The sequence below is a fragment of the Paenibacillus sp. P4_E11 genome, from assembly GCF_056401635.1.
On record NZ_JBFUIX010000004.1, the window covers coordinates 48,214 to 69,203 of the forward strand.

At 52.2% G+C, this 20,990-nt stretch carries 20 protein-coding genes; 4 read left to right on the top strand and 16 right to left on the bottom strand.

Going from position 1 to position 20,990, the window contains the following annotated elements:
• The 3 genes from AC1DWB_RS02935 to AC1DWB_RS02945 form a co-directional block, all read right to left on the bottom strand.
• Complete coding sequence (locus AC1DWB_RS02935; RefSeq protein ID WP_477539531.1) at positions 1 to 1,440, bottom strand: SWIM zinc finger family protein; 1,440 nt, start codon at positions 1,438 to 1,440, stop codon at positions 1 to 3.
• Positions 1,441 to 1,570: 130 nt separating this feature from the next.
• Positions 1,571 to 2,131 carry a GDYXXLXY domain-containing protein gene (locus AC1DWB_RS02940; RefSeq protein WP_477539532.1) on the bottom strand — a complete coding sequence of 187 codons (561 nt, stop codon included), beginning with the start codon at positions 2,129 to 2,131 and terminating at the stop codon, positions 1,571 to 1,573.
• Between the two features lie 3 nt (positions 2,132 to 2,134).
• Entirely contained in the window at positions 2,135 to 3,358 is a 1,224-nt protein-coding gene (locus tag AC1DWB_RS02945; protein WP_477539533.1) for a DUF2157 domain-containing protein, read from the bottom strand.
• A gap of 514 nt (positions 3,359 to 3,872) precedes the next feature.
• Between AC1DWB_RS02945 and AC1DWB_RS02950 the strand changes: the two genes are divergently transcribed.
• The 3 genes from AC1DWB_RS02950 to AC1DWB_RS02960 all read left to right on the top strand — a co-directional run bounded on the left by AC1DWB_RS02950 (position 3,873) and on the right by AC1DWB_RS02960 (position 5,984).
• On the top strand, positions 3,873 to 4,511 hold the full coding sequence (locus tag AC1DWB_RS02950) for a futalosine hydrolase (RefSeq protein ID WP_477539638.1): 639 nt from the start codon (positions 3,873 to 3,875) through the stop codon (positions 4,509 to 4,511).
• Complete coding sequence (locus AC1DWB_RS02955; RefSeq protein ID WP_477539534.1) at positions 4,512 to 5,363, top strand: 1,4-dihydroxy-6-naphthoate synthase; 852 nt, start codon at positions 4,512 to 4,514, stop codon at positions 5,361 to 5,363.
• A gap of 120 nt (positions 5,364 to 5,483) precedes the next feature.
• Complete coding sequence (locus tag AC1DWB_RS02960; protein WP_477539535.1) at positions 5,484 to 5,984, top strand: UPF0158 family protein; 501 nt, start codon at positions 5,484 to 5,486, stop codon at positions 5,982 to 5,984.
• A gap of 142 nt (positions 5,985 to 6,126) precedes the next feature.
• Here AC1DWB_RS02960 and AC1DWB_RS02965 read toward each other — a convergent pair whose 3' ends face one another.
• From AC1DWB_RS02965 to AC1DWB_RS03005, 9 genes are all read right to left on the bottom strand, one after another.
• Positions 6,127 to 6,279, bottom strand: coding sequence for a hypothetical protein (locus AC1DWB_RS02965; protein WP_477539536.1), 153 nt, complete (start codon positions 6,277 to 6,279; stop codon positions 6,127 to 6,129).
• A 208-nt stretch (positions 6,280 to 6,487) separates the two neighbouring features.
• The gene (locus AC1DWB_RS02970) at positions 6,488 to 7,081 is read right to left on the bottom strand and encodes a Uma2 family endonuclease (protein ID WP_477539537.1); all 594 of its coding nucleotides are present in this window, start codon (positions 7,079 to 7,081) and stop codon (positions 6,488 to 6,490) included.
• 33 nt (positions 7,082 to 7,114) lie between these two features.
• Positions 7,115 to 8,695 (bottom strand): DUF2339 domain-containing protein, encoded by a 1,581-nt coding sequence (locus tag AC1DWB_RS02975; RefSeq protein ID WP_477539538.1) that lies wholly within the window; start codon positions 8,693 to 8,695, stop codon positions 7,115 to 7,117.
• Between the two features lie 542 nt (positions 8,696 to 9,237).
• Positions 9,238 to 9,468 (bottom strand): RDD family protein, encoded by a 231-nt coding sequence (locus AC1DWB_RS02980; RefSeq protein WP_477539539.1) that lies wholly within the window; start codon positions 9,466 to 9,468, stop codon positions 9,238 to 9,240.
• Between the two features lie 389 nt (positions 9,469 to 9,857).
• Positions 9,858 to 10,115, bottom strand: a complete 258-nt coding sequence (locus AC1DWB_RS02985; RefSeq protein WP_477539540.1) for a hypothetical protein — start codon at positions 10,113 to 10,115, stop codon at positions 9,858 to 9,860.
• 238 nt (positions 10,116 to 10,353) lie between these two features.
• Entirely contained in the window at positions 10,354 to 11,322 is a 969-nt protein-coding gene (locus AC1DWB_RS02990) for a stalk domain-containing protein (protein WP_477539541.1), read from the bottom strand.
• 78 nt (positions 11,323 to 11,400) lie between these two features.
• Entirely contained in the window at positions 11,401 to 12,093 is a 693-nt protein-coding gene (locus AC1DWB_RS02995; protein WP_477539542.1) for a response regulator, read from the bottom strand.
• Between the two features lie 4 nt (positions 12,094 to 12,097).
• Positions 12,098 to 13,489, bottom strand: a complete 1,392-nt coding sequence (locus AC1DWB_RS03000) for a sensor histidine kinase (protein WP_477539543.1) — start codon at positions 13,487 to 13,489, stop codon at positions 12,098 to 12,100.
• A gap of 204 nt (positions 13,490 to 13,693) precedes the next feature.
• Positions 13,694 to 13,909 (bottom strand): hypothetical protein, encoded by a 216-nt coding sequence (locus tag AC1DWB_RS03005; protein WP_477539544.1) that lies wholly within the window; start codon positions 13,907 to 13,909, stop codon positions 13,694 to 13,696.
• A 257-nt stretch (positions 13,910 to 14,166) separates the two neighbouring features.
• Here AC1DWB_RS03005 and AC1DWB_RS03010 point away from each other — a divergent pair, with 257 nt between their 5' ends.
• Positions 14,167 to 15,252: a lactonase family protein gene (locus AC1DWB_RS03010; RefSeq protein ID WP_477539545.1), complete on the top strand. Its 1,086-nt coding sequence runs from the start codon at positions 14,167 to 14,169 to the stop codon at positions 15,250 to 15,252.
• A gap of 293 nt (positions 15,253 to 15,545) precedes the next feature.
• Here the strand turns inward: AC1DWB_RS03010 and AC1DWB_RS03015 are convergent, their stop codons facing one another.
• The 4 genes from AC1DWB_RS03015 to AC1DWB_RS03030 all read right to left on the bottom strand — a co-directional run bounded on the left by AC1DWB_RS03015 (position 15,546) and on the right by AC1DWB_RS03030 (position 20,980).
• On the bottom strand, positions 15,546 to 16,112 hold the full coding sequence (locus AC1DWB_RS03015) for an N-acetyltransferase family protein (protein ID WP_477539546.1): 567 nt from the start codon (positions 16,110 to 16,112) through the stop codon (positions 15,546 to 15,548).
• Positions 16,113 to 16,195: 83 nt separating this feature from the next.
• Complete coding sequence (locus AC1DWB_RS03020) at positions 16,196 to 18,010, bottom strand: methyl-accepting chemotaxis protein (protein ID WP_477539547.1); 1,815 nt, start codon at positions 18,008 to 18,010, stop codon at positions 16,196 to 16,198.
• On the bottom strand, positions 18,007 to 20,544 hold the full coding sequence (locus AC1DWB_RS03025; protein ID WP_477539548.1) for a chemotaxis protein CheW: 2,538 nt from the start codon (positions 20,542 to 20,544) through the stop codon (positions 18,007 to 18,009). The genes AC1DWB_RS03020 and AC1DWB_RS03025 overlap by 4 nt, the downstream gene beginning before the upstream one ends.
• Positions 20,537 to 20,980, bottom strand: a complete 444-nt coding sequence (locus AC1DWB_RS03030; protein WP_477539549.1) for a chemotaxis protein CheW — start codon at positions 20,978 to 20,980, stop codon at positions 20,537 to 20,539. Before AC1DWB_RS03030 ends, AC1DWB_RS03025 begins: the two co-directional genes overlap by 8 nt.
• Between the last annotated feature and the right edge of the window lie 10 nt (positions 20,981 to 20,990).

The following is a 20,990-nucleotide window of genomic DNA, read 5'->3' on the forward strand; positions in this document are numbered from 1 at the left end:
TTAATATAATAGGCGAATGATTCCATTTGCGGTTACAAGGCTTAGCGGCTGTGCGACTAACCGATTCTCATCCATCTGGTGCTCGAACATGACCAACATCGCTTGCTTCTGCAGGTTTGCTTCGTTCAACATCGGCAGCAAGGATACCGTAGGTTGGTTGAGGTACACAATATCGGCCAGCGGGAGCTGCTTACCCTGCTCATCGACTAGGACGAAGGACTGCGTGTCCTTGACTTGTTGGATCGCAGCGTAGGTAAGCAAGTATACCGGATGCTTGTCGGATAGCGGGTTCTTGATCTGATTCTTAACCTGCTTAATCACTTCTGGAAAAGAAGGTTGAGCGTAGGAGCTGGCTTGCACCAAATCATGAGGTTCAACCGCGCGGATCGAAGCCTCTTCCCAGCGAACTCTCGTATTCAGCTCTCCCGGGTATTCGAACAGCTCTTTGGCCTGCACAATGTCAAAAACGGAGTCCTCCTCACGGATATACTTCGCTGCCTTGAACGGCCGATACGTTAGTGTATAGTGAAGCTGGCCGGTCAGGAGACTCAACCAAACCCCTTCATCGACGAATTCGCCCCGAGGTTGATCGGAATAGGAGCGGAACGACAACTGCAACAGCTCGATGTCCTGCCTCATCCGTCCGTACTCCCGAAGTTCGACGAGCTGCCAAGCGTGGCCGATCCACTCTTCCAATGTAGACTCCGTATCCATAGGAGCATCAGGATTGTCCAATCGACTCTGCAAATAATCTCTACTCTTCTTTAGCACAGCCTGTAGAATAGTTAGACTCTCCATGGCATTGGAATAAATGGCTTCCCGCTCCTGCTCGATGTAGAACTGCATCAGAATGTCTCGGAGTGCATATTGAATGCCTGGGATGTAATAATTGCCCGTCTCCTTGATCTGATCTTCCATCGTCTTCAGCATCCGTTTGTCCACACTTCCAAGTCCGGCTTGTACAAGCTGAAGCATCAGCTTTTCCGCCAACCCAATACCTTCGAGTTGAGCAGCTATTTTCTTGATAAGAGCAGATTTATTCGTTTTCCGTTTGACTGGTGCATCAGCTACAATGGGTTCTTTCTTCTTCTCCTCGCGTTTCTCAGCCTTGCTCCTTTTCTCGAGAATGTCCGGAGGAATGGGTGCCGCGACAAAAGCTTTCCCCGCGGTATACGCGTACAGTAACCCGAGCAAATGCTTGCACGGGAACTGGCGACTTGGACACGAGCAGCGGAATACCGGACTGCCCTCTGTTATGAAATCTACGGAACAGCGGTAAGGCTCGCTTCCGCTCCCCTTGCATTCTCCGAATAGCAGCGTCTGATCCTCCGACTGGCAGAGCATCGGAAAGCTATTCTTCTTCACCAAATCACGGCCGTTCTTACTCGCGCTGCTATTCAGCGCCAAGCCGTCTACATAGGAATCCGTCAAGTTGATCATCGTTTACCTCACAATAAAGGATATACACATAGTTTCCACATGGACTTAATATTTCCTTTTTTACTAGATGTTCAAAAAAATAGAGGAGTCGCTATATTAAGCGAGCTCCCCCATTTGACTGCCAATCGAACTACAGCTCCAGTCCACTGATCCGCTTCTGGCCCCAAGGGGCGACCTTGACGCGTACGACCATGTCCCCTACATGGTTCTCCAGGTCCTTACCCGTTCCTTCAGGCACGTAGTAGCGTTCCAAACCGTACTTCACCGTAATCGCCCGATCCCAGCTATAATCGACCCTGCCTTTCAGAACGACTTCTTCCCCACTGGTTGCCGGTTTCTCTCCATAAGCGGCTGTCGGGTGGTATATCCCGTTAGCATCAGGCTTCAGGACCAGATAGATAACCGTACCTTTATCCGGCTTCGCACCGCTTTCTTTCCAAATATCCGGTTCCAATCGACTTATATCATAATTCAGTATTACGTAATCCCCATACAGCAAATCCCTGGGGTCAACAGGTTCTGTCTGCAGTCGAATTTCTTTGCCCCACCAGCCCGCCGCATAATAGGACCCTGCCATACCAAGTAGGAACAGGATTTGCACCGCGACTAGCATCAACAGGAGACGGGAACGAGACCAAGGAAGTTTTCGTGCACCAGGTTCGGTATTGCTTGGATCCGGAACGTTAGTCATGGCTCATCCCTCCTTCGTTTCATTGAAAAATTGCTTCTTCCGTCGGTTCAACAGCCAGCTCAATACCAACAACATCACGCCGCCCAGAATGAAGAACAATGATTTGTCCATGAAATCCCATGTCAGCTTCACATAAGCCACCATTGTCGTGAACAGGAACAGAAGCGTCCCGATGTTGATCTTCATCCGCCATTCCTCCGCATAACCACGCCATAAGACGTATAGTGAGAACAAGAACAGCGCAACCAGCAGCACCACATCGAGAATGGAAGTCGGCAAATACACAAGCGGCAGGAACAACAACCACTCGACTGCGCTCGTCTCCCGTTTGCGCTGCCATTTGCCATAAGCGGATATCGCGAACAGGACTAGCAAGATCGGAATATAGATGCTCGCTCCGGGTCGGATATGATCCTGCATCCATGTGCTATTGAATTCATCTCTAGCGAACAGGACCAAGAATAAGGAGATTAAATACGCTGCCGTTAAAGGCGCTGACTGCACAGCTGACAACTGGTCGCGTTCACGCAGCCAATCGCCGGCCGCGTAAAGCGCCATCGCCGGTAAGAGGAACCACAGCAGCTTCCATTCTTCCACGATGAGCAGCAGCAACACATTCAGCAGAATGCCAATGCCAAGAAACCATGTCAGCAGCGCATTCGGCCGCTTCAATACATAATACCCGAGCCCCACCGTCATAATGAGGAAGGCCACCCAGTTAAACAATTGGAAGGAGGAGACACTATATATCTGTGCCACATTCAGAATGATTAGACTGATGAGGAACAAATAACGACTTCGGTACAAATAAGTGAGCAGGATTCCGGCACTCCCCCAGATGATGAACGAGGTAGCATCGTAGGCGACAAGATGGAACAATTGCCCGATCAACACGATGCCAGCGCCGAACGAAATGAGCCCTATGCCGATGATCGCAATTCCCAGCTTCTCATGTCCTCGATTCAACAGCCGATCCCCTGTCGCATAGAAGCCAGTCATCGTCACAATGACGATAAGCAGCCGAAGCCATGGCGTAATATCCTGCCAATTGGCGGCGATATAGCTCAGAATTCCTAACCCTACTAGGATGCTGCCCAGTACGGGGAGTATGCCTATTGCATGCTTTTTCTCATCGTATAGGCGCAGGATGTTCCCATATTGCTCACGGGTTACGATCTGCTGTTCCACCCATCGGGGCCCTTCACGTTCCAGCCATTTTCTTGACACGCGCGATCCCTCCTTATTGATTTGCATATCTCTTAGAGCTGAACTATACTAGATTTCAAAAATCAACCTATCCTATTCTTACCCCATTGAGGAGATTATTAAAATGAATGCTGATAAGTTGGCGGAATCGAATGCGCAACAGGGTAAGCGTGTACTGATCATGACCGCCGTCGCGGTCGAACGGGAAGCCGTCCTGCGTGGCCTGGGTGGCCCCGGCGGCGACGGCCGTAGACCGGGCAGCGGGCTAAGCGGCGCGAATGGCGAGCTCAGCGGCGACGGCGATAGACCGGGCGACGGGCTCAGCGACGCAGATGGCGCGCTCGGCGGCGTCGGCGGTAGACCGGGCGACGGGCTCAGCGACGCAGATGGCGCGCTCGGCGGCGTCGGCGGTAGACCGGACGACGGGCTGAGCGGCGCAGATGGCGCGCTCGGCGGCGTCGGCGGTAGACCGGACGACGGGCTGAGCGGCGCAGATGGCGCGCTCGGCGGCGTCGGCGGTAGACCGGACGACGGGCTGAGCGGCGCAGATGGCGCGCTCGGCGGCGGCTGTGGTGGGCCGGGCGAACAGCACGGGCGAAGCGATATCCGCTTCGACGTGCTGGAGGCCGGCGTCGGCCCCGCCTCGGCGGCAGCGCGTACAGCGGCGGCACTCGCCGCAGCCGACTACGCGCTCGTCGTCAGCGCCGGGATCGGCGGCGGCTTCGTCGGCCGAGCCGAGGTCGGCTCGCTGGCGGTCGCCGACGCGATCATCGCCGCCGACCTCGGCGCCGAGACGCCGGACGGCTTCGTCGGCGTCGACGCGCTCGGCTTCGGCTCGGCGCACGCGCCTGTCGACGCCGCCCTTGCGGCGCGCGTCGTCGAAGCCTTGTGCGCCGCCGGCCTGCCGGCGCAGTGCGGCCCCGTGGTCACCGTCTCGACGGTGACCGGCACGGCGGCGACCGCGGCGGCGATAGCCGCGCGCGTGCCGGGTGTGCTGGCCGAAGCCATGGAAGGCTTCGGTGTAGCTACGGCCGCGGCGATTCGCGGCGTGCCCTGCCTGGAGATTCGAGCAATCTCGAATCCGGTAGGTCCTCGGGATCGAGCCGCTTGGCGGATCCCGGATGCGCTTCGAGCGTTGGAAGCTGCCAGCGCAACACTCAAGGAGGTTTTATAAATGAACATTGCATTCTCCCCATGTCCTAACGATACGTTCGTGTTTCATGCACTAGTACATGGCCTCATACCTGATGCACCCAAGTTCGACGTTACCTACGCTGACATCGACATCACGAATCGATTGGCCGCTGAAGGTGCCAGCGAGACGGAGGTGTTGAAAATCTCCTACGCCGCCCTTCCATGGGTGCTGGATGAATATGCGCTGCTCCCTTGTGGAGGCGCACTCGGTAGAGGCTGCGGCCCTCTCGTGCTGACCGGCGGCGATGCATCCGACTCGTCCGAAGCCGCCAATCCGAGCGCACTATCCGGCCGTCGGGTGGCTGTCCCGAGTGAGCGCTCCACCGCCTACTTACTATTCCGCCTATGGGCAGCCCAGAACGTACCGGGCGGTGTCGGCGAGATCGTGGTCATGCCGTTCCACGAGATTATGCCCGCCGTTCGTGACGGGAAGATCGATGCCGGTCTGGTCATCCACGAAGCTCGCTTCACTTACCATACATATGGGCTGAGCCTTATGACTGATCTCGGCAGTTGGTGGGAATCCGATACCGGCTTGCCAATCCCGCTTGGCGCTATTATCGCCCGACGTACACTCGATCTGCCAGCGATAACCCGCTGGATTCGAGCATCGGTCGAGTACGCCTGGGCGCACCCAGAAGTGTCTCGAGACTACGTCATGCACCATGCACAGGAAATGTCCCCCGATGTAGCACAGGCGCACATCGATCTATATGTGAATGCGTTCACCGCGAATCTCGGTGACGATGGGTATGCTGCTGTTCACGCGCTGCTCAGCCGAGCTATGCAGGAAGGGCTTGTGCCTGCTTTTGACTTGGCCGCGTTGCGTTGAACGAAGCTGCCCTGCTTTTATTGTAGTAAAAGAGCTCGAAAAGAAATAGTACCATTTTTCTCTGGTACCCTGGCATTAGTTGTGTTATATAACCATTCAGTAGAGGGAGCTGTGATATCCTTGAAAGCAAAGGTTAAAATTCGAGACATTGTAGACGGCATGGAGGTGCAATTCGATGAATGGAGAACGCTTCTAAATACAGAGACCGGCGAAGTCGTGTCAATCTCAAGTGAACTCCTGAGAGCTGCTGAAGAGCTTGATATCGAGGAAGAGGAAGAATCTGAAGATGACGAGGCCATAAAGCGGCGATTAGAAGGCATGGATGTAGAAATGCAGCTCGCCTTCGACATCTACGCCCATTTCGAGAAATACGAAGATTTGCCTGACCGAGACGAAATCAACGAATATGGGATGATGGAAGACTTCTGCTACGCGGTCGAGAATGAAAAGAGTAAAGAAAAGTTGCTAAGGACAATCCAAGGTAAAGGAGCGTTTCGCAAATTCAAGGACCAGGTCAACGATCTGGGAATCGAGCAACAATGGTACGACTTCAGAGACGAGCAGTATAAGCAAGTCGCTATCCGCTGGTGCCGTAGTCTGGAACTGGAGTTTGAGGAGTAAGAATAGGAATTAGCCCACTTGCGTTGCCAGCCGCAAAATGGGCTTTTTTCGTGCATAGCGTATTCCTTATAGGCCGACTTAAGAAAATATGTTCAACGCCGCGATCAATCTCATTCAGGTTCTTGTAGCTCCTATGTATTTGCTAACATGTTCTGACACCTTCAACAACCTCCCACAACCCCGCCGCTTCCACGCCCGGCACCATGGCAATTGCGCCCATGCCATATCGCTTGTGGTAATCCCCTGCGAAGTAACGCAGCTCCGTATCAGCTGGCGTCGGCGTAAGGATGAACACCTGTTCAACGGCCCGCTGATCACGCGGAAACGAACAAACGGAGCGAGCGCAAGGGACTGTCGGAGGCCAATAAGCAATTACTGTGCGGATCGAAGCGGGGCTAGATCACGGGAAGGACGGTACCAAGCAAGGCCGGAGAGCAAGCTATCCGGCTGCAACCTTTTAGGCGCATGCATATAAATGTCGAATATCCAGGCCTCCTTCCCCGTCAATGACCAGGCAAGTCTGGTATTTTGCTGCTGATATCATGCATCGAGAAGGAAACGCAAGGCAGTAGCTCAGACCTAATCACTTCATCACCCGTGTATACTTCCTCCAATTCGTACTGTTCGCCTGCGAGTCGGTATTGCTCCAGCACATAGCTAACCGGATCTACGATCCAATACTCAGGGATGCCGTACTTGGCGTAGGATCGGCGCTTCTTGACCTTGTCCCGTCTCAGGGAATAAGGGGAGAGAATCTCAACCACAAGATCTGGAGGACCTTCTACGCCCCGCACGGTGAGTAGATGAAGTCGATTTCTGTTAATCATGATCAAATCCGGTCGTCTGACTTCCCTCTGGGATAAAATGACATCTACATCTTGAAGGATTACATAGTCGGATTCACATGTTTGAGTTAGTTCAATCAGCATTCTTCCACTAATGGCCTGGTGCTTGGATGAGGCACCAGGCGACATCAATTCCAATTGTCCGTCATCCAGCTCGTAACGGTTCCCATCATCCGGCAGCGAAGCGTAATCTTCGTAAGTTAGCGATTGTTCGCGGATTAGCTCATCTTTGGTGTGTTTGGGCTTTTTCATAACCGTCACCTCTGGGAATAAGTTATAAATTCATTATACTCCATCCTCTGACGTAACCGTCCACTTATTCCGGATTACACTGATCAAGAACGACAACACGCCTAATACTAGCAGCGTCACAATCTTGTAGATTGCCTGTTCCCCACTCAGATCCAGGAAGATCGCTTTGACCGCGACTGCTACGAGAACGATCGAACCGAAGCCAAGGAACAACCGTTGCTTGTAGTAAGACCCCCATAAGAAGAGGAGCAACGCGTACACTCCCCAGACGCACGACAAGGTTAGCGATAATAACGTATCGTTGCCGCCTGCTCCGTACTCCTCGAACGCACTTTGAATCTGAACCGTTAATAGTCCCCCAATGACCAGATGCGCCAGCAAAGCATACACATTCGTCAGCATGCGGTCGATGTTGGCATCAGCGAGCCGGAATATCCGGTACAGCGAGAAGTAAAAACCAAGTGCAGCCAGCAGCATCCAAGACACCGCGCCCCAGTTGAGGAAAGGAATGAAGACACCGAACCACTCTCCGCGAGGTGTATCCCAAGTTACCACGTACCAGTAAGTCCCGACGATCACCCAGATGGAGGCAGCTACATTCTCTACAACCTTCCACGTTGTCGTACGGCGTGCAAGAATAGCCAGCACGATGGCAACGGAGCCCCACACGAATACATTCACTAGCGGTTTCGACTCGAATCCGTCCCCCAATTGGCCTGCCGCAATAAGCAGAAGCAGCACACCACTGAGTCCATGGCTGAGCGAGAATGTGATCGCATTAGGAGCGGCCCGGAAGACGACCGCACCCGTCAAGGCGTAAGCCAATCCGATAACAGCAAGCAGAGCGCCCATAGGAAGATCACCGTCGAGCAAGTACAAGGACCAGCAGCCGAACAGCACGCCATTCGTCAGACTCAAATACAAGTTCCACCCATCGAAGCAGCGGCCATTCCGCCAGGAGGCGAACAGGAATCCGATCAGGTAGAATACGAACGCAGCCGTGGCATACCGTACCGGCATCGTCCAGACGCCATATGTCGGAGGACTGAAGTGCAGGAAGTAGACCCCGTACATCAACCATGTCCCGATGAAGGCAATGCTGCGCAGCTCGCTCCACCTTTTGGCAATGCTGAGAAAGAAGAAAGCCGCATTCATGACAAGCAGGTATAGGAACAGCGTGAACACTTGATCGGTCTCGGGCCGCATCATCATCGGGGACAGCAGTCCGCCGAGGAGCGCGATGTTCATGACTAGCCGTGAGTTGAAGCGGAACGCCCAACCCGAGAGCAACACGGTCACCACCGTCATACTCAGCATAACCGTTAACGGCGACCAGAGATCGAAGTAGATTCCGGCGAACGCAAACGTCGCGTACAAGATACAAGCTCCCAACCCGATAACAATATCGCCTACGACTTGGCGCTCGCGCTTCAGAACGATCGTGACGCCTGCAATCGATAGCCCAATCCCGCATAACAGGCCCACTCCGATCTTAATCGGGTCGGTCAGCCAGTTCTGATCGAGCGAATAGCGGAACAACGTGATGAACGCGGCCACTATGAATAACACACCAAGCAAAGATGTCCAATGCTTCCGCAATACCGGCATTACCATGAGAATATCCTCCCTTAATTACCCCATCGAATCGTCGAGCGGGATTCCCTCTCGCATGCCTTTATTTTAGAAAATTGGCGTAAAAAAAATAGTACCATCTTTATGTGGTACCCTTTTGGGTGTGGTTGTCGTCCTCGTTGGACCTGACCGAGAAGGATATGGGTGTTTCTCCAGCTTGCACGCCCACTACTTATTTGACAAACATTTTCAGGCCGGCTCATGGCAATGAGAAAGGGACCGTCGAGTCTCTTGCGAAATGGGTGCGAAGTCGGGGGTCATTCTCGTTCCCTCCTATTCCTTATGGAACGAGTGTAACGCTTACCTGCTTCGCTGGTGTGAGAAGTAAAAAGGAGAAGCATGCGGACAGTTGGAAAGAAGAGCAGACCATGCTTCAGGTACTGCCAATCAGCTCATTCTCATCTGCCCGTCCTCTATCGGTCAAAGTGAATACCTACTCGCTGATTGTACTACTAATCGCAAAAAAACAAGCTGAGCCGATTAATTACCAGTCAGCTTGTTTCCTATGGTACTTATTGTTTCGTTCAAGGAATACCTTTTTCTTGTTTAGTGACTATTCTACCGATAGTAGAACCTACTTTTTTAGGTATATACCAATAAAATACTGCATAAAGTATTCCAAAAAATATAGGTGTTGAAGTCGTTACATTTATTCCAAACCAATCATTTAATAAATAATCCAAAAGAACACTTAATAAAATTGATGATATGAACAATATGATTACATCAATTACCCAAGATAAAAATCGTTTCACTATAGACTCCCTTCATCTTTTTCTATAAGCCTATAAGTTATTACATGCTACTTCGTATTTTTTTCGGTCTTTTTTTTAATCCTATTGGTAATAATTTTCTTAATAATTATGCCCAACACATACCATATAGTTACTATTATATGGAAATACCCTAGTATCAACAATTGGATTTCCTTTAAATAGTTAAATTGGATAACAAAAAACCACGCCCCAATACCATAGAACCAAACAATAATACCGATTGCCATAAACTTACTTTCAATAGGAACTTTAGAATAGCTTCGAACTACAATCCATGTTGCAAGTATAGTAAAAATAGACCCTGGTACAAAATAAGGTAAATCACTTGTTGCATAATAATGTTTCAATAAATCACATCCAGTCCTTTACTATTTATTAATCATTTGTCTAACATAGTTTGAAAGTTTTATATTATAGTTATTATCCAGGTATGTTATTCCAACTGCAACTGCAATTCCTATAGCCACAGCTACTGCTACTGGTGGTATTGCAATACTAGCAGATGCTGTGACATAAAGAACCCCTTCTGTTAAAGCTGACGATATTATGAACCCACCAGTACCATCTAATAGCGTGGCTGTTAGCGCAATTTGAGCTACAGCCTGTTTCAACTTGGACATTTTCATGGATGAACATCACTCTCCATCTTCAAATTTTTTCATACTCTAGCTAGTTCATGGAACCTATTTGGTCTCATTTGCACGCAGAATCCTATTTCTTCCTTTTCTACAAATTTCACCAAATACAAGTAGATCATACTAGATTTGTAGTTCCACGAATATCCTCCCAATGAATTTTTTAACACAAAAAAAAGCCCCCAGAAGAATCTAATCTCCTAAAGGCCCTTCACACTCAGTTCAAAACCTACCTCACCCCACCTTGCTCCCCAAACGGATCCGCAACCAGAGTGGCAGTACTGCTCCCGTTTGTTTCCACAGTGACCCACCCCAAGGCAATGCCCTGGTAGTAATAGGTTAAGTTCAGGGTGCGCGTTGGGCTGCTCTCTTGCACTTCCTTGGCGATCTGTTTCATATACTTTTCTTTATTCTTAAAAGTGAACCATTGGATCTTGAAATCATTCTGCGCCAAGGTGCCGAAGTACTCGGCTTTGGCTAGGAACACATTCGTGGTGCTAAGTGTTAGCTCTCCAATTCGGAACATCGCTATGAACCGTGGGTATTCCGACTGAAAGATTTGCTTCGCGATCGTCGACATATCCGCTAACATGGTTTCTTTCAGATACACAACGCCTTGATAGCTGAACGCATCAACTCCACTGACATAATCGTTCACGAACGCGACGGTCCCTATATCCGAGAACTTGGCAACCTTCGTTTTGTCTTCCAAAATGATTGTTAGTTGATATTTATCCGCGCCAGCCGCAAGTGGCAAGTAGATGGTTCCATTCACCTTAAGTGCTGAAGCTCCGCTGATCGGCAAGTAACTGGGCAGGAATTCAAAGGTCGGACTCGTGACACCGGGCGTCGAGGTTGGCGTTGGCACAGGAGTTGCACTAGGTGTAGGTGTCGCGCTTGGCGCAGGCGTTGCACCAGGCTTTTCAGTTGGGATACGCTGGCCTAACTCTACGGATTGCTCCGCTTCATTCCAATACACCTCTTTCCCCACAAGACCAGCCAACTCACGCAGAGGCAAATAGGTCGAACCTTCGTAAATGATCGGAGCGTTCTTCAACTCTACCTTCTGCCCGTCCAGCTTGATCGGCAATAGCGGGCGAAGATAAGCCGAGATTTGCTGAAGACCATTATCGGCGAATACGGAAGCGGATGCCATGAGCAGCACGCCAACCACAATTCCGGATACAAATTTTTTCATAAAAACGTTCCTCCTCTCCCTATGTGGTACATTATACCAACAACGAAAGCCCCCGAGAAGCTGTCATGCTCCCAGAGGCTATTCATCCTTCTCCTCTTCTGATCGCCGTCGACCCAACAATCCGAGTGCTTTCACTTGGCGGGCCGCCTCCTTGGAACTAGCGGTCTGCAGCTTCTTCAGCATGTTATTGATCTGGTTCTTGATCGTCCGGATCGAGACGACACGCTTGTCCGCGATCTGCGACTGCGAGAAGCCCTGATCGATCAAGTCGAGCAGTTGCAACTCTGACGGCGTGATCTTATCGCGCATGCGGCTGACCTCGAATTCGCGCTCCAGCTTCTTCAGTCGCTGGAATTCCTCGCGAATGCGCTCTGCCGCGGCCGGACTAATTGGCGACAGCTTCGCCGCAGCTTGGCGAATCGCCTCCGGCAGCGACTCGAAATCCGCCTTGATCCGGTAATCCAGCGCACCTGCCTGGAACGAGCGCAGAATCAGTTCCCGCTCTTCCATCGAGGTGAGCATGATGACCTTGGCACCCGTTATCGCGACGGTTTCCTCCGCTAAGACGATCCCCTCCGGCGAGCCATTCAACATAATGTCCATCAGCACGACATCGGCTGCTGCACCAGGTTCGGCCAGCTTACGCCGCACTTCGTCTGGATCACCGGAAGCGAACACCAGTGCGAGATCCACTTGCAGGCGAAGATATTCCGTTAAGCCTCGCAACCAGTCTACATCGTCTTCCACCAGCCACACCTTGATCGGTTCCATTGCTCTATTCCTCCACCCTTGTTGAATGATCGGCACGAACCGCATTCACGCTCTTCTTCGGAAATGTAAGACCCACCCGGGTGCCCACTCCCGGCTTACTGCGGATATAGAGCGAACCGCCGTGCTTGCGCATTACCTGATAGGCGTAAGGCAAGCCGAGTCCGAAGTTCATGCCGCTCCCCGACTTGGTCGTATAGAACGGATCTAGTGCTCGCCTGGCCTGCTGCGCATCCATCCCTGGACCACTATCGCTAATCTCCAGGGTCAGTTCTTTCTTGCCTTCTCTCCAGTTGACCGCTAGCTTCCCTTGACCGCGCAGCGCTTCTATCGCATTGGACAACACATTCCCGATCGCTTCCGCCGTCTGAGCCTGGTCAATCGTAATCTGCCAGCCTTCCGTCAGCGTCACTTGCTGCGCAATACCGCCCATTTGCGGAGCCAGCGCATCCAACACTTCGCGGATCATACGAACCGGATCCGTGGACGCTGGCTGCAGGGTTAGATCCTCGGTTTTGCGATGCACGCGGGCGATCATCTCCTGCATATGCAAGGAAGCCGACAGCACGACCTCAATATCAGCAAGCAGCTCCTTGTCTCCGCTGGACGCAGCGCGTTCGCGAATTTTATGACCGAATAGCCGCAGCTTGGCTGCATCATTTTTCATCGAATGGTTCAGAAGCACGGTCCCACTGGTCACCGCCCGAAACGTCGAATCCAGCCGCCGTCGATCGATCATCACCCGGATCCCCATGAACCCGTACGTTGACAAGCCTAGGATGAAAAAGCCGACCCCCGCACCAACAAACCATGTGTTATACACCCACATCCGAAGCATCCCCAAACTGGGGAGCACATAATTAAGCACCATTGACACAAGCACGGGCACCAGCACCGCCAGGCTAACGACCCGGTATGTGGCCAAGTAGGCTGGATGCTGCGGTTGCTGGACAAGTATATTCACCGCTCCGAACAGGATTAGCGGAACCGCCCACCAGACCACCCCGCGGAAGGGAATAGGGTACAAAGCATCGAATGGCAGCGTGAACAGCATGAACCCAGCTACCGGCAGGATTAGCAGGACGGGGAGCAGCTCGGGCCATGGCGACGGCATTCGGATCGGCCGATACGTCAGCGAGTACATGACAAATGCATAGGGAAGCCCGTAGTAGCTTGTCAAGGAGGCGAGCGTCTGTAAGTGAAGAAGCACAGGCTCCCACCCTGCGTGACGGACCGACTGCTGAATCGCCGGGATGAAGCGTGCGTCCAGCGTAGCCGCCAATGCGCCTGCACCCCCGAATAACGTCACCAGCGCCAGCCAACGTATTGAAATCGAGCGAGGCTGGTTCGCAATCAGGAACAGCCCGATCCCCCATAAGACGATCCAGACGAACAGCATTCGGGCACTCCTTTCACACTTTTGCACGATTATATTTTGAAATTGAAATAAGAGATGAAGTAGGAATATTGTATTAGTTATTCGGCACGCGTCGTTTAAACTCCTACCTTGCGGCGATGAACATGGCTTCCACTTCTTTCCCATAGAAAAAAGCCTGAGCCTCGATCAGTAAAAGGGCTCAAGCTTTTGTGTCCTGAGGAGGGTCTACGAACTGCCCATCTTCCGGCGCATGTTGGTTGGTTTATTCGAATGTTGGCTCTTCATAGCCGGTCCATTGCCCTGAGGCTTCTGGTGATTGGCTTGACCACTCTGGGCCTTCTTCTTCTGCGCCAGCATCTCCTTGGCAGCTTCCGCCAGCGACTTCTTCTTCGGTTCCTGCGATTCCTGTACGCCTTGAGCTTCTTGATTATCTTCCGACACTTGTATCACCTCACTTAATGTGAATCAGGGTGGTGGTGGCCTCTGTTAGCAGCAAATCAGCATGCCGACAGCGACGACTCTTTCCTCCAACTTTATCGTGATTTCACTCGGAAAACAAGTCCATTCTTGTTTAGACCTATTCTTTCCTAACCATCCCCTAGTTATATCATTAGAAGCAGGATTAGCCCTATTTGCGGGAAAAAGCAGGATTTGAGATAATGCGAGGAGATAAGTAAAATCAGAGGAGTGAAGCCACAATGAGTCCATCAACTGCCAGCCCTACGTACGCCTACATAGGCTCCTACGCCGATGCAGCAACTCCAGGCGTATACGCCTGCTCCTATGACAGTCAGAACGGTAGATTTGCCCTGATTGAACAGACATGCGGATTGCAGAATCCGACTTTCTTAGCAATCAATCCGCCCAACCTGAAATTGTACGCTATTGCTGATCAATTAACTAGTAAAGGGCAACGTCATGGAGCAGCAGTCACCTTCAACATCGATGCAGCGACCGGGAAGTTATCGAGATTGGACGAGCAGACGACCGTGGAGGCTCCTACCTGCCATATCAACCTGGATCATACCCGACAATACTTGTTTGTGGCCAGCTACCATGGAGGTATGATCGGCCTGTTACCCGTAGATGAGGATGGAGCGATTGGCGTTACGGCAGACGTCCAGCAGCACATAGGTTCTAGCATTCGACCGCAGCAGGATCGCCCTCATCCCCATTCTGTCTTCTTGGCCCCTGATAATCGGTTCGCACTCGTCCCTGACTTAGGGCTGGACCGGATTCGGATCTACCGTTTGGATGAGTCGAACCGCAAGCTGATTCCTCATGGAGAAGCGGTTGTTGAGCCGGGAGCTGGACCGCGGCATTTCGCTTTCCACCCTCAGCAACCTTACGGCTATGTCATTAACGAACTGAATTCTACCATCACGGCATTCTCATATGATGCTGCGCGGGGGCAGCTAACAGAAATCCAAACCATCTCGACGCTGCCGGAATCGTTCGTTGGCGACAATGCCACCGCTGACATTCATATCTCGCCGGATGGCCGGTTCTTGTACGGCTCCAATCGCGGGCATGACAGCATCGCCGTCTTCGGAATCGATCCGTCCACCGGCATGCTCACTCTTGTGGAGCACGCCTCCACACTGGGTAAGCACCCACGCAACTTCGCGCTGTCCCCCGATGGTCGCTTCCTGCTCGCGGCCAATCGTGACACGGACAATGTCGTCACTTTCACAAGAGACGCCGCGACGGGCAAGCTTCAGCCGACAGGCGACGTGCTGCATGTGTCCAAGCCGGTGTGCGTGAAGTTTTTGACGCAGGCGTGATGTTGCAATTGGCTCCAACGGCTCGGAGTTGATTAGCGCGGATTTTGAGGTTGTCGATTAACTGTTGATAGAAGCAAAGACGGCCATTCCAAGTGAAAAAGGACCCTTCTGCTCAAACATCTTGTTTGAACCTCCCTTGATTGTATAAGGGATTCAGCGGTGGGAGGTTCAAGCCAAAACCAGGGTCCTCTTTTTCACTCTCCACTCCCCTTGTCCACAGTTAATCGACAGCCTCTTTTTCCGCGCTACAGCCGCTCGGCGCGGCCGGGGCTGCAGGGCGCCAGTTCCACCCATTACAACAGTTCAATCTCCTTCACCATATGGTCATACATATGGCCCATAATGCGTTGCTGCCCGTCGGCCTTGTAGCCTTGCGCTTCATACAGCCGCCGGGCTCGCTCGTTCGCGAGATCAACGATCAGTGCCACCTTGCCATGTCTCCTCCGGGCGGCTTCCGCCTCGAACGCCTGCATGAGCGCGGTGCCAACACCGCGACCCTGCACCGCCGGGTCAACTCCAATCGAATCGAGATAGAACTCATCGTCTCGCGCCTCCTTCGGAAAGTTGACTTCCTCTACCCCGAGTCGTGCCGACGCCTGCTCCATCAAAGGCTGGTCCAGATCGGCCATTCGGCTGCCGTGATACATCAAGACAGCGCCAACCGGTCGGCCGTCCAGTTCGGCGACGAACACGTTCTCATAGCTGAGCCGATTGCCAGGCTGCGGATAGAAGTCCATCATCACTTGCATGGCGCTCGTCGAATCGTCCGTACCGGTGAGCAGGAAGGCAATGTTACCAATGGCGGAATACAGCAGAGGCACCGCATAAGCAGCGTCTTCTGGTCGGGATGGTCGTATCATAGTAGGTCTCCAATATTCTAGGAATGGTGTACGGCTAAGGGGTTCACTATTGGTATCGTTTCCCACCTTGCCTTCATCCTATTCTACACCTTCAGCTTGAAGGTTGCGACCGATTCGTTCAGCTCCTTCGCCAGCTTCGTGAGCGATTGCGCGGTGGCCGTCGTTTCCTGCACCGATGCTGCTGATTGCTGGCTCGACGAGGCGACGGATTCAACAGCGTTTAGCACCTCCGAGGTCTGAGCCGCCTGCTCTTCGCTAGCCGCTGCGATCTCGGTAATTTTACTAGAGATGCCATCCACCTTAAGCGTAATGTTCTGGAATGCCTCATACGTCTGACGGGAATGCTGGATGCCTACCGACACAGCAGAGAAGCTGTCCTTCGTATTCTTCTGCATATGCGAGATCAGCTCGGAGATTTGCTTCGTGGCATCACTACATCTCCCAGCCAGCTTCCTAACCTCGTCCGCCACGACAGCGAAGCCTCTTCCCTGATCTCCTGCACGCGCAGCTTCGATCGCGGCGTTCAGAGCAAGCAAATTCGTCTGGTCGGCAATTTCATCGATCACATCGATAATATCGCCGATCCGCTCTGAGTCCTGCACAAGCAGCGTCATCTGACTATTGATAGCATCCATCCCCTGGATGGAATTCTGCAGAGTAGCCCCGCCATCTCTGGCGATATGGACAGTTTCGTCAGACAGGACCGAAGCTTCTTCCGCTCTTCTCGCCACATCATGGATAACCGCCGACAGCTCCTTGAACAGCTCCGCAATGGTCTGGGACGATTCCGCCTGATCCATGCAGCCCTTGGCGATCTCTTCACTGCTGGCCGAGATTTGAACACTGGCCGCCGCAACGTTCTCGGAGGATTGCATGATGCCGCCGATCAACGATTTCAAATTATGCGTCATATGATTCACCGAGGTCGATAACTGACCGATCTCATCCCGTGAGACAGCCGGAATCTCCGCCGACAGATCGCCTTCGCTCACCTTCGCCGTCGCCTCCATCACGATCTTCAGCGGCTTAATAATCGAGGAGATGATAAGATACACGAACAGCGCACCGACCAATAGGGCGATCCCTATGACAATAGCGGTCGTATACAGAACGCTCGATGCTTCCCGATCCACTTCGGCCAGCTCGATCGTTCCAGCAATCTTCCACCCAGTCAACGCATTCGTAGTAAATGCCGCTTCCTTGGCGACACCCTGCATTTCATACCTGTACACGCCGGAATCCTTCGTAAAATAATGGCTGTACTGCTCCCCGCTTGCCTGCTCCCCCGGCTTATGCCCGGGATGAATGAGGTAGCGGCTGCTGCGATCCAACACATAGATGTAGCCTGCACGTCCGATCTTAAAGCCAGTCGAAAATTTGCTCAAGCTGTCGAGATTCAAGTCGAGCCCGATTACACCCGAGGCGTCCTTCATCCGGAACAGGAAGGTGACGATCGTATGCCCGGTAGAAGTCGACACATAGGGCTCCGAGATGTAAGGTTTCGTGCTTCCTAACGCGATTGCCTGCTTCACCCAGTCCCGTTTCCCGGCGTCCAGGCTCTCTTTTCTCAAGGCTGAAGAAATTCCAATATCACCATTATTCGCTACCACATAGGCGGAATCGGTTTCGGAATGGAGTTGAATGTACCGCTCCAGTTGGTCTTGTTCCACAGGAAGTTGCTCAGCCAAATACTGAATATCCTTCTGCTTGGCAGCGAATACCCGATCAATCTCATTATTGTACAGATCGATGCTCTGCTGGGTGGAGATTAGCATTTGATTGGCAATCTGACTCTTAGCTTTCGTATAGGAGAACATCCCGATCGTAATGCTGGGGATGAGCAGGATTAGCGTAAATCCCGCAATAAGCTTGCTCTTCATCGTCAACTGTATGCTCATACGGCCTTCCTCTCCAGTTGAAGCATGACCCGTTCCATATTCAACACCTGGATCAGCCTGTTCTCATTCTTCACTATGCTGTCTACTAACGTATGAACGGCATTCTTCGCTCCCGAATCCGCGTCCACATCATGCTCGTATACGGACAACACTTCAGCCACCTCATCGACAGAAATGCCGATTCGCCTCGCACCATCATGCATGATCATCACCCTCGTATGAGCCGCAGCCGACCTGTTCATAACGCCCAGACTACGCCTAAGGTCATAGACTGGCAGTAGTTGATCCCGCACATTCATGACACCGGCCACCGAATAGTCGGCTTCCGCCAGCTTCGTGATCAGAGGTGCATTAATAATTTCCTGCACATGGTCAATGGCGACCGCATACCAGATCGAGTCCAGCTTGAACGTCACTAGTTCCTGCTTAGGAGCCTGCTTGTGTTGCTCTTCACGCTCCCGGCTACCGAATCGGGTCAGCGAAGATCCAGCCTTCTGGATGACTGAATTCACGTCCAGAATCAAGGCAACCAGACCGTCTCCCAATATCGTCGTACCCACGATATAAGGCACGTGACCGATGAAGTCGTCGAGGGACTTGATGACGATTTCCTGATTGGCAATTAATCGATCCACCAACAAGCAGACGCGCTTCTCCGCCATGCCTACCATCACAACGGACATTTTCGCCTGGTGGAGCGGCTCGCTCTCCTCACGCTTCGCACCTAAGAGATGCTTCAACCGGATTAAGGGGATGACCTCTCCTCGAACTGTGCAAACTTCCTGCCCATGCAAGGTTTGAACGTCCTGCTCTTGCAACCGGAATATCTCAATCACGTTCACGAGCGGAATGGCAATCGTACGATGCTCCAACTGAACGAGCAAAGAACGGATGATCGCCAAGGTTAGAGGCAGCTTCAACGTAAATACAGTACCTTCGCCTTGCTTCGTATCGATCTCGATCAGCCCATTCAGCTTCTCGATATGCGACCGCACAATATCCATGCCAACGCCGCGTCCGGACAGCTCCGTAACCTGCTCCGCTGTCGACATACCGGAGTGGAAGATGAGCGAGATGAGCTGCTTATCTGACATCTGGCCCGCTTCTTCCTTCGTAATGAACCCCTTGTCGATCGCCTTCTGCATAATCCGCACAGGATCAATACCTCGACCGTCATCTGCAATGGTGATGACGATGGCGTTCTCCTGATGGCTTGCTTTGATCGTAATCACACCTTTACGCGGCTTCCCGAGCGCTTCGCGATCTTCCGGCGATTCCAAGCCATGATCAGCGGCATTGCGTAAGATGTGTAGCAGCGGATCGCTGATTTCTTCGATCAGAGTGCGATCCAGCTCCGTCTCCTTCCCTTCGATCTTCAGCACAATTTCCTTATTCGCTTGCTGGGATAAGTCTCGAATCACTCTAGGCAGCCGGCTGAACAAATGGTCGATCGGGATCATGCGGGTTTTCATCATCCCGTCCCTCATATCGCTTACGGTGCGACTTAGATGATGAATAATATCGTCCAGCGTTGCCATATCACTCTCATGGCTGATCTTCTCATCCAGTCGCTTCTTCACTTCAACCAGCCGTGTATTATCTATCAACAGCTCACCCACTAAATTAAGCAAGTGCTCCAACCGTTTCACATCGACTCGCACAGTTTGAGCGGCAGCCGTGGAAGCGGCCAACTCGCGGATAGGTGCGGCATCAGCCTGTCCATTCGACATGTGTGCAAGCACCTCAACTTGTGTTGTACTTGCTGATACTTCCACCTCAGCAGTTGCCGCCATTGCAGCAGCTACTTCCCCTGCTGCGTGGACACCCGACCGCTGCAACTGCTGCTCAGTAGACAGGGCTATCACTTGTATGCGAGCCAGCTGCGAAATTTCATTCAGGGCATCTTCAATCGCCACAGGGGCTGCCAAGGAAGCCAGCACGAACTCCAACGTGTCGTGCCACGCTTGATCCTGATCATTCTGTGCATCAGGGGCAGACAATGCTGAAGGAATCGATAGTAGATCACCTAGCTCCTGTAGCTTTTGCCATACTAGTAAGGCCCTGACTGACTTCATCTCGCTATCGGGCTGGATGTCAATCTGGATGCTGTATAAGGGACAGACCACTGACTGACTCTCGACGCTCATCTTCGTCTCGGATTGCTTCAGCAACTGGATCAAGTGGTCCACAGGTCGTTCTTCATAGTTGCCCTGCAAGAATTGCTCCCTCTGTTGTTTAATATAGTCCGCGCACTGGAACAGACCGTTCATCAACTCGGAACTTACCCGTACATGATCTTGCCGCAGTTGATCGAAGATGTTCTCAACCGTGTGCATAACTTCCTTCAAGCCATTGAAGCCCATTGCGGCCGAGGAGCCCTTCAACGTATGAGCTGCCCGGAATATGACCTGAATCGTCTCCGGCTCGCTGCCTCGCTCCTCCAATTCCAGTAAGCTCTTGTCCAGCATGTGCTGCTGCTCATTCAACTCGTCCAAAAACACGCCCATATATGCATGCAGTTCGAAGTCATTCATACGTCCCCGCTCCTTTCCCGAACAGTTCGTTCACATCTAATATGCCGATATACCTGCTATCCAATTTTCCTACCGAACATAGATATGGGCGACCTTGATCACCAAACGGCTCGGAGATCGGCTTAATCTCAGAGAAGGCCACCACTTGGCAGACGCGGTCAACTACAAGCCCTACTGTCTTGCTTCCCACTTGAACGATAATGATCCGTGTCTGTTTCGTTTCGTCGACAAGCGGCTGATTGAATAAGGAGCGCAAGCTGAAGATCGGAATGATGCTGCCGCGCAGGTTAATGACGCCTCGAATAGCTTGCATCACATTCGGAATATCCGTCATCGCTTGATGCCGTATAATTTCCTGGATGGAGTCGATCGAGAATGCATAGCTCTCGTCGCTCAGAATGAACTCAATGTATAAAGGAATCTTGGTCGTTGTCATAGCCTCCCCT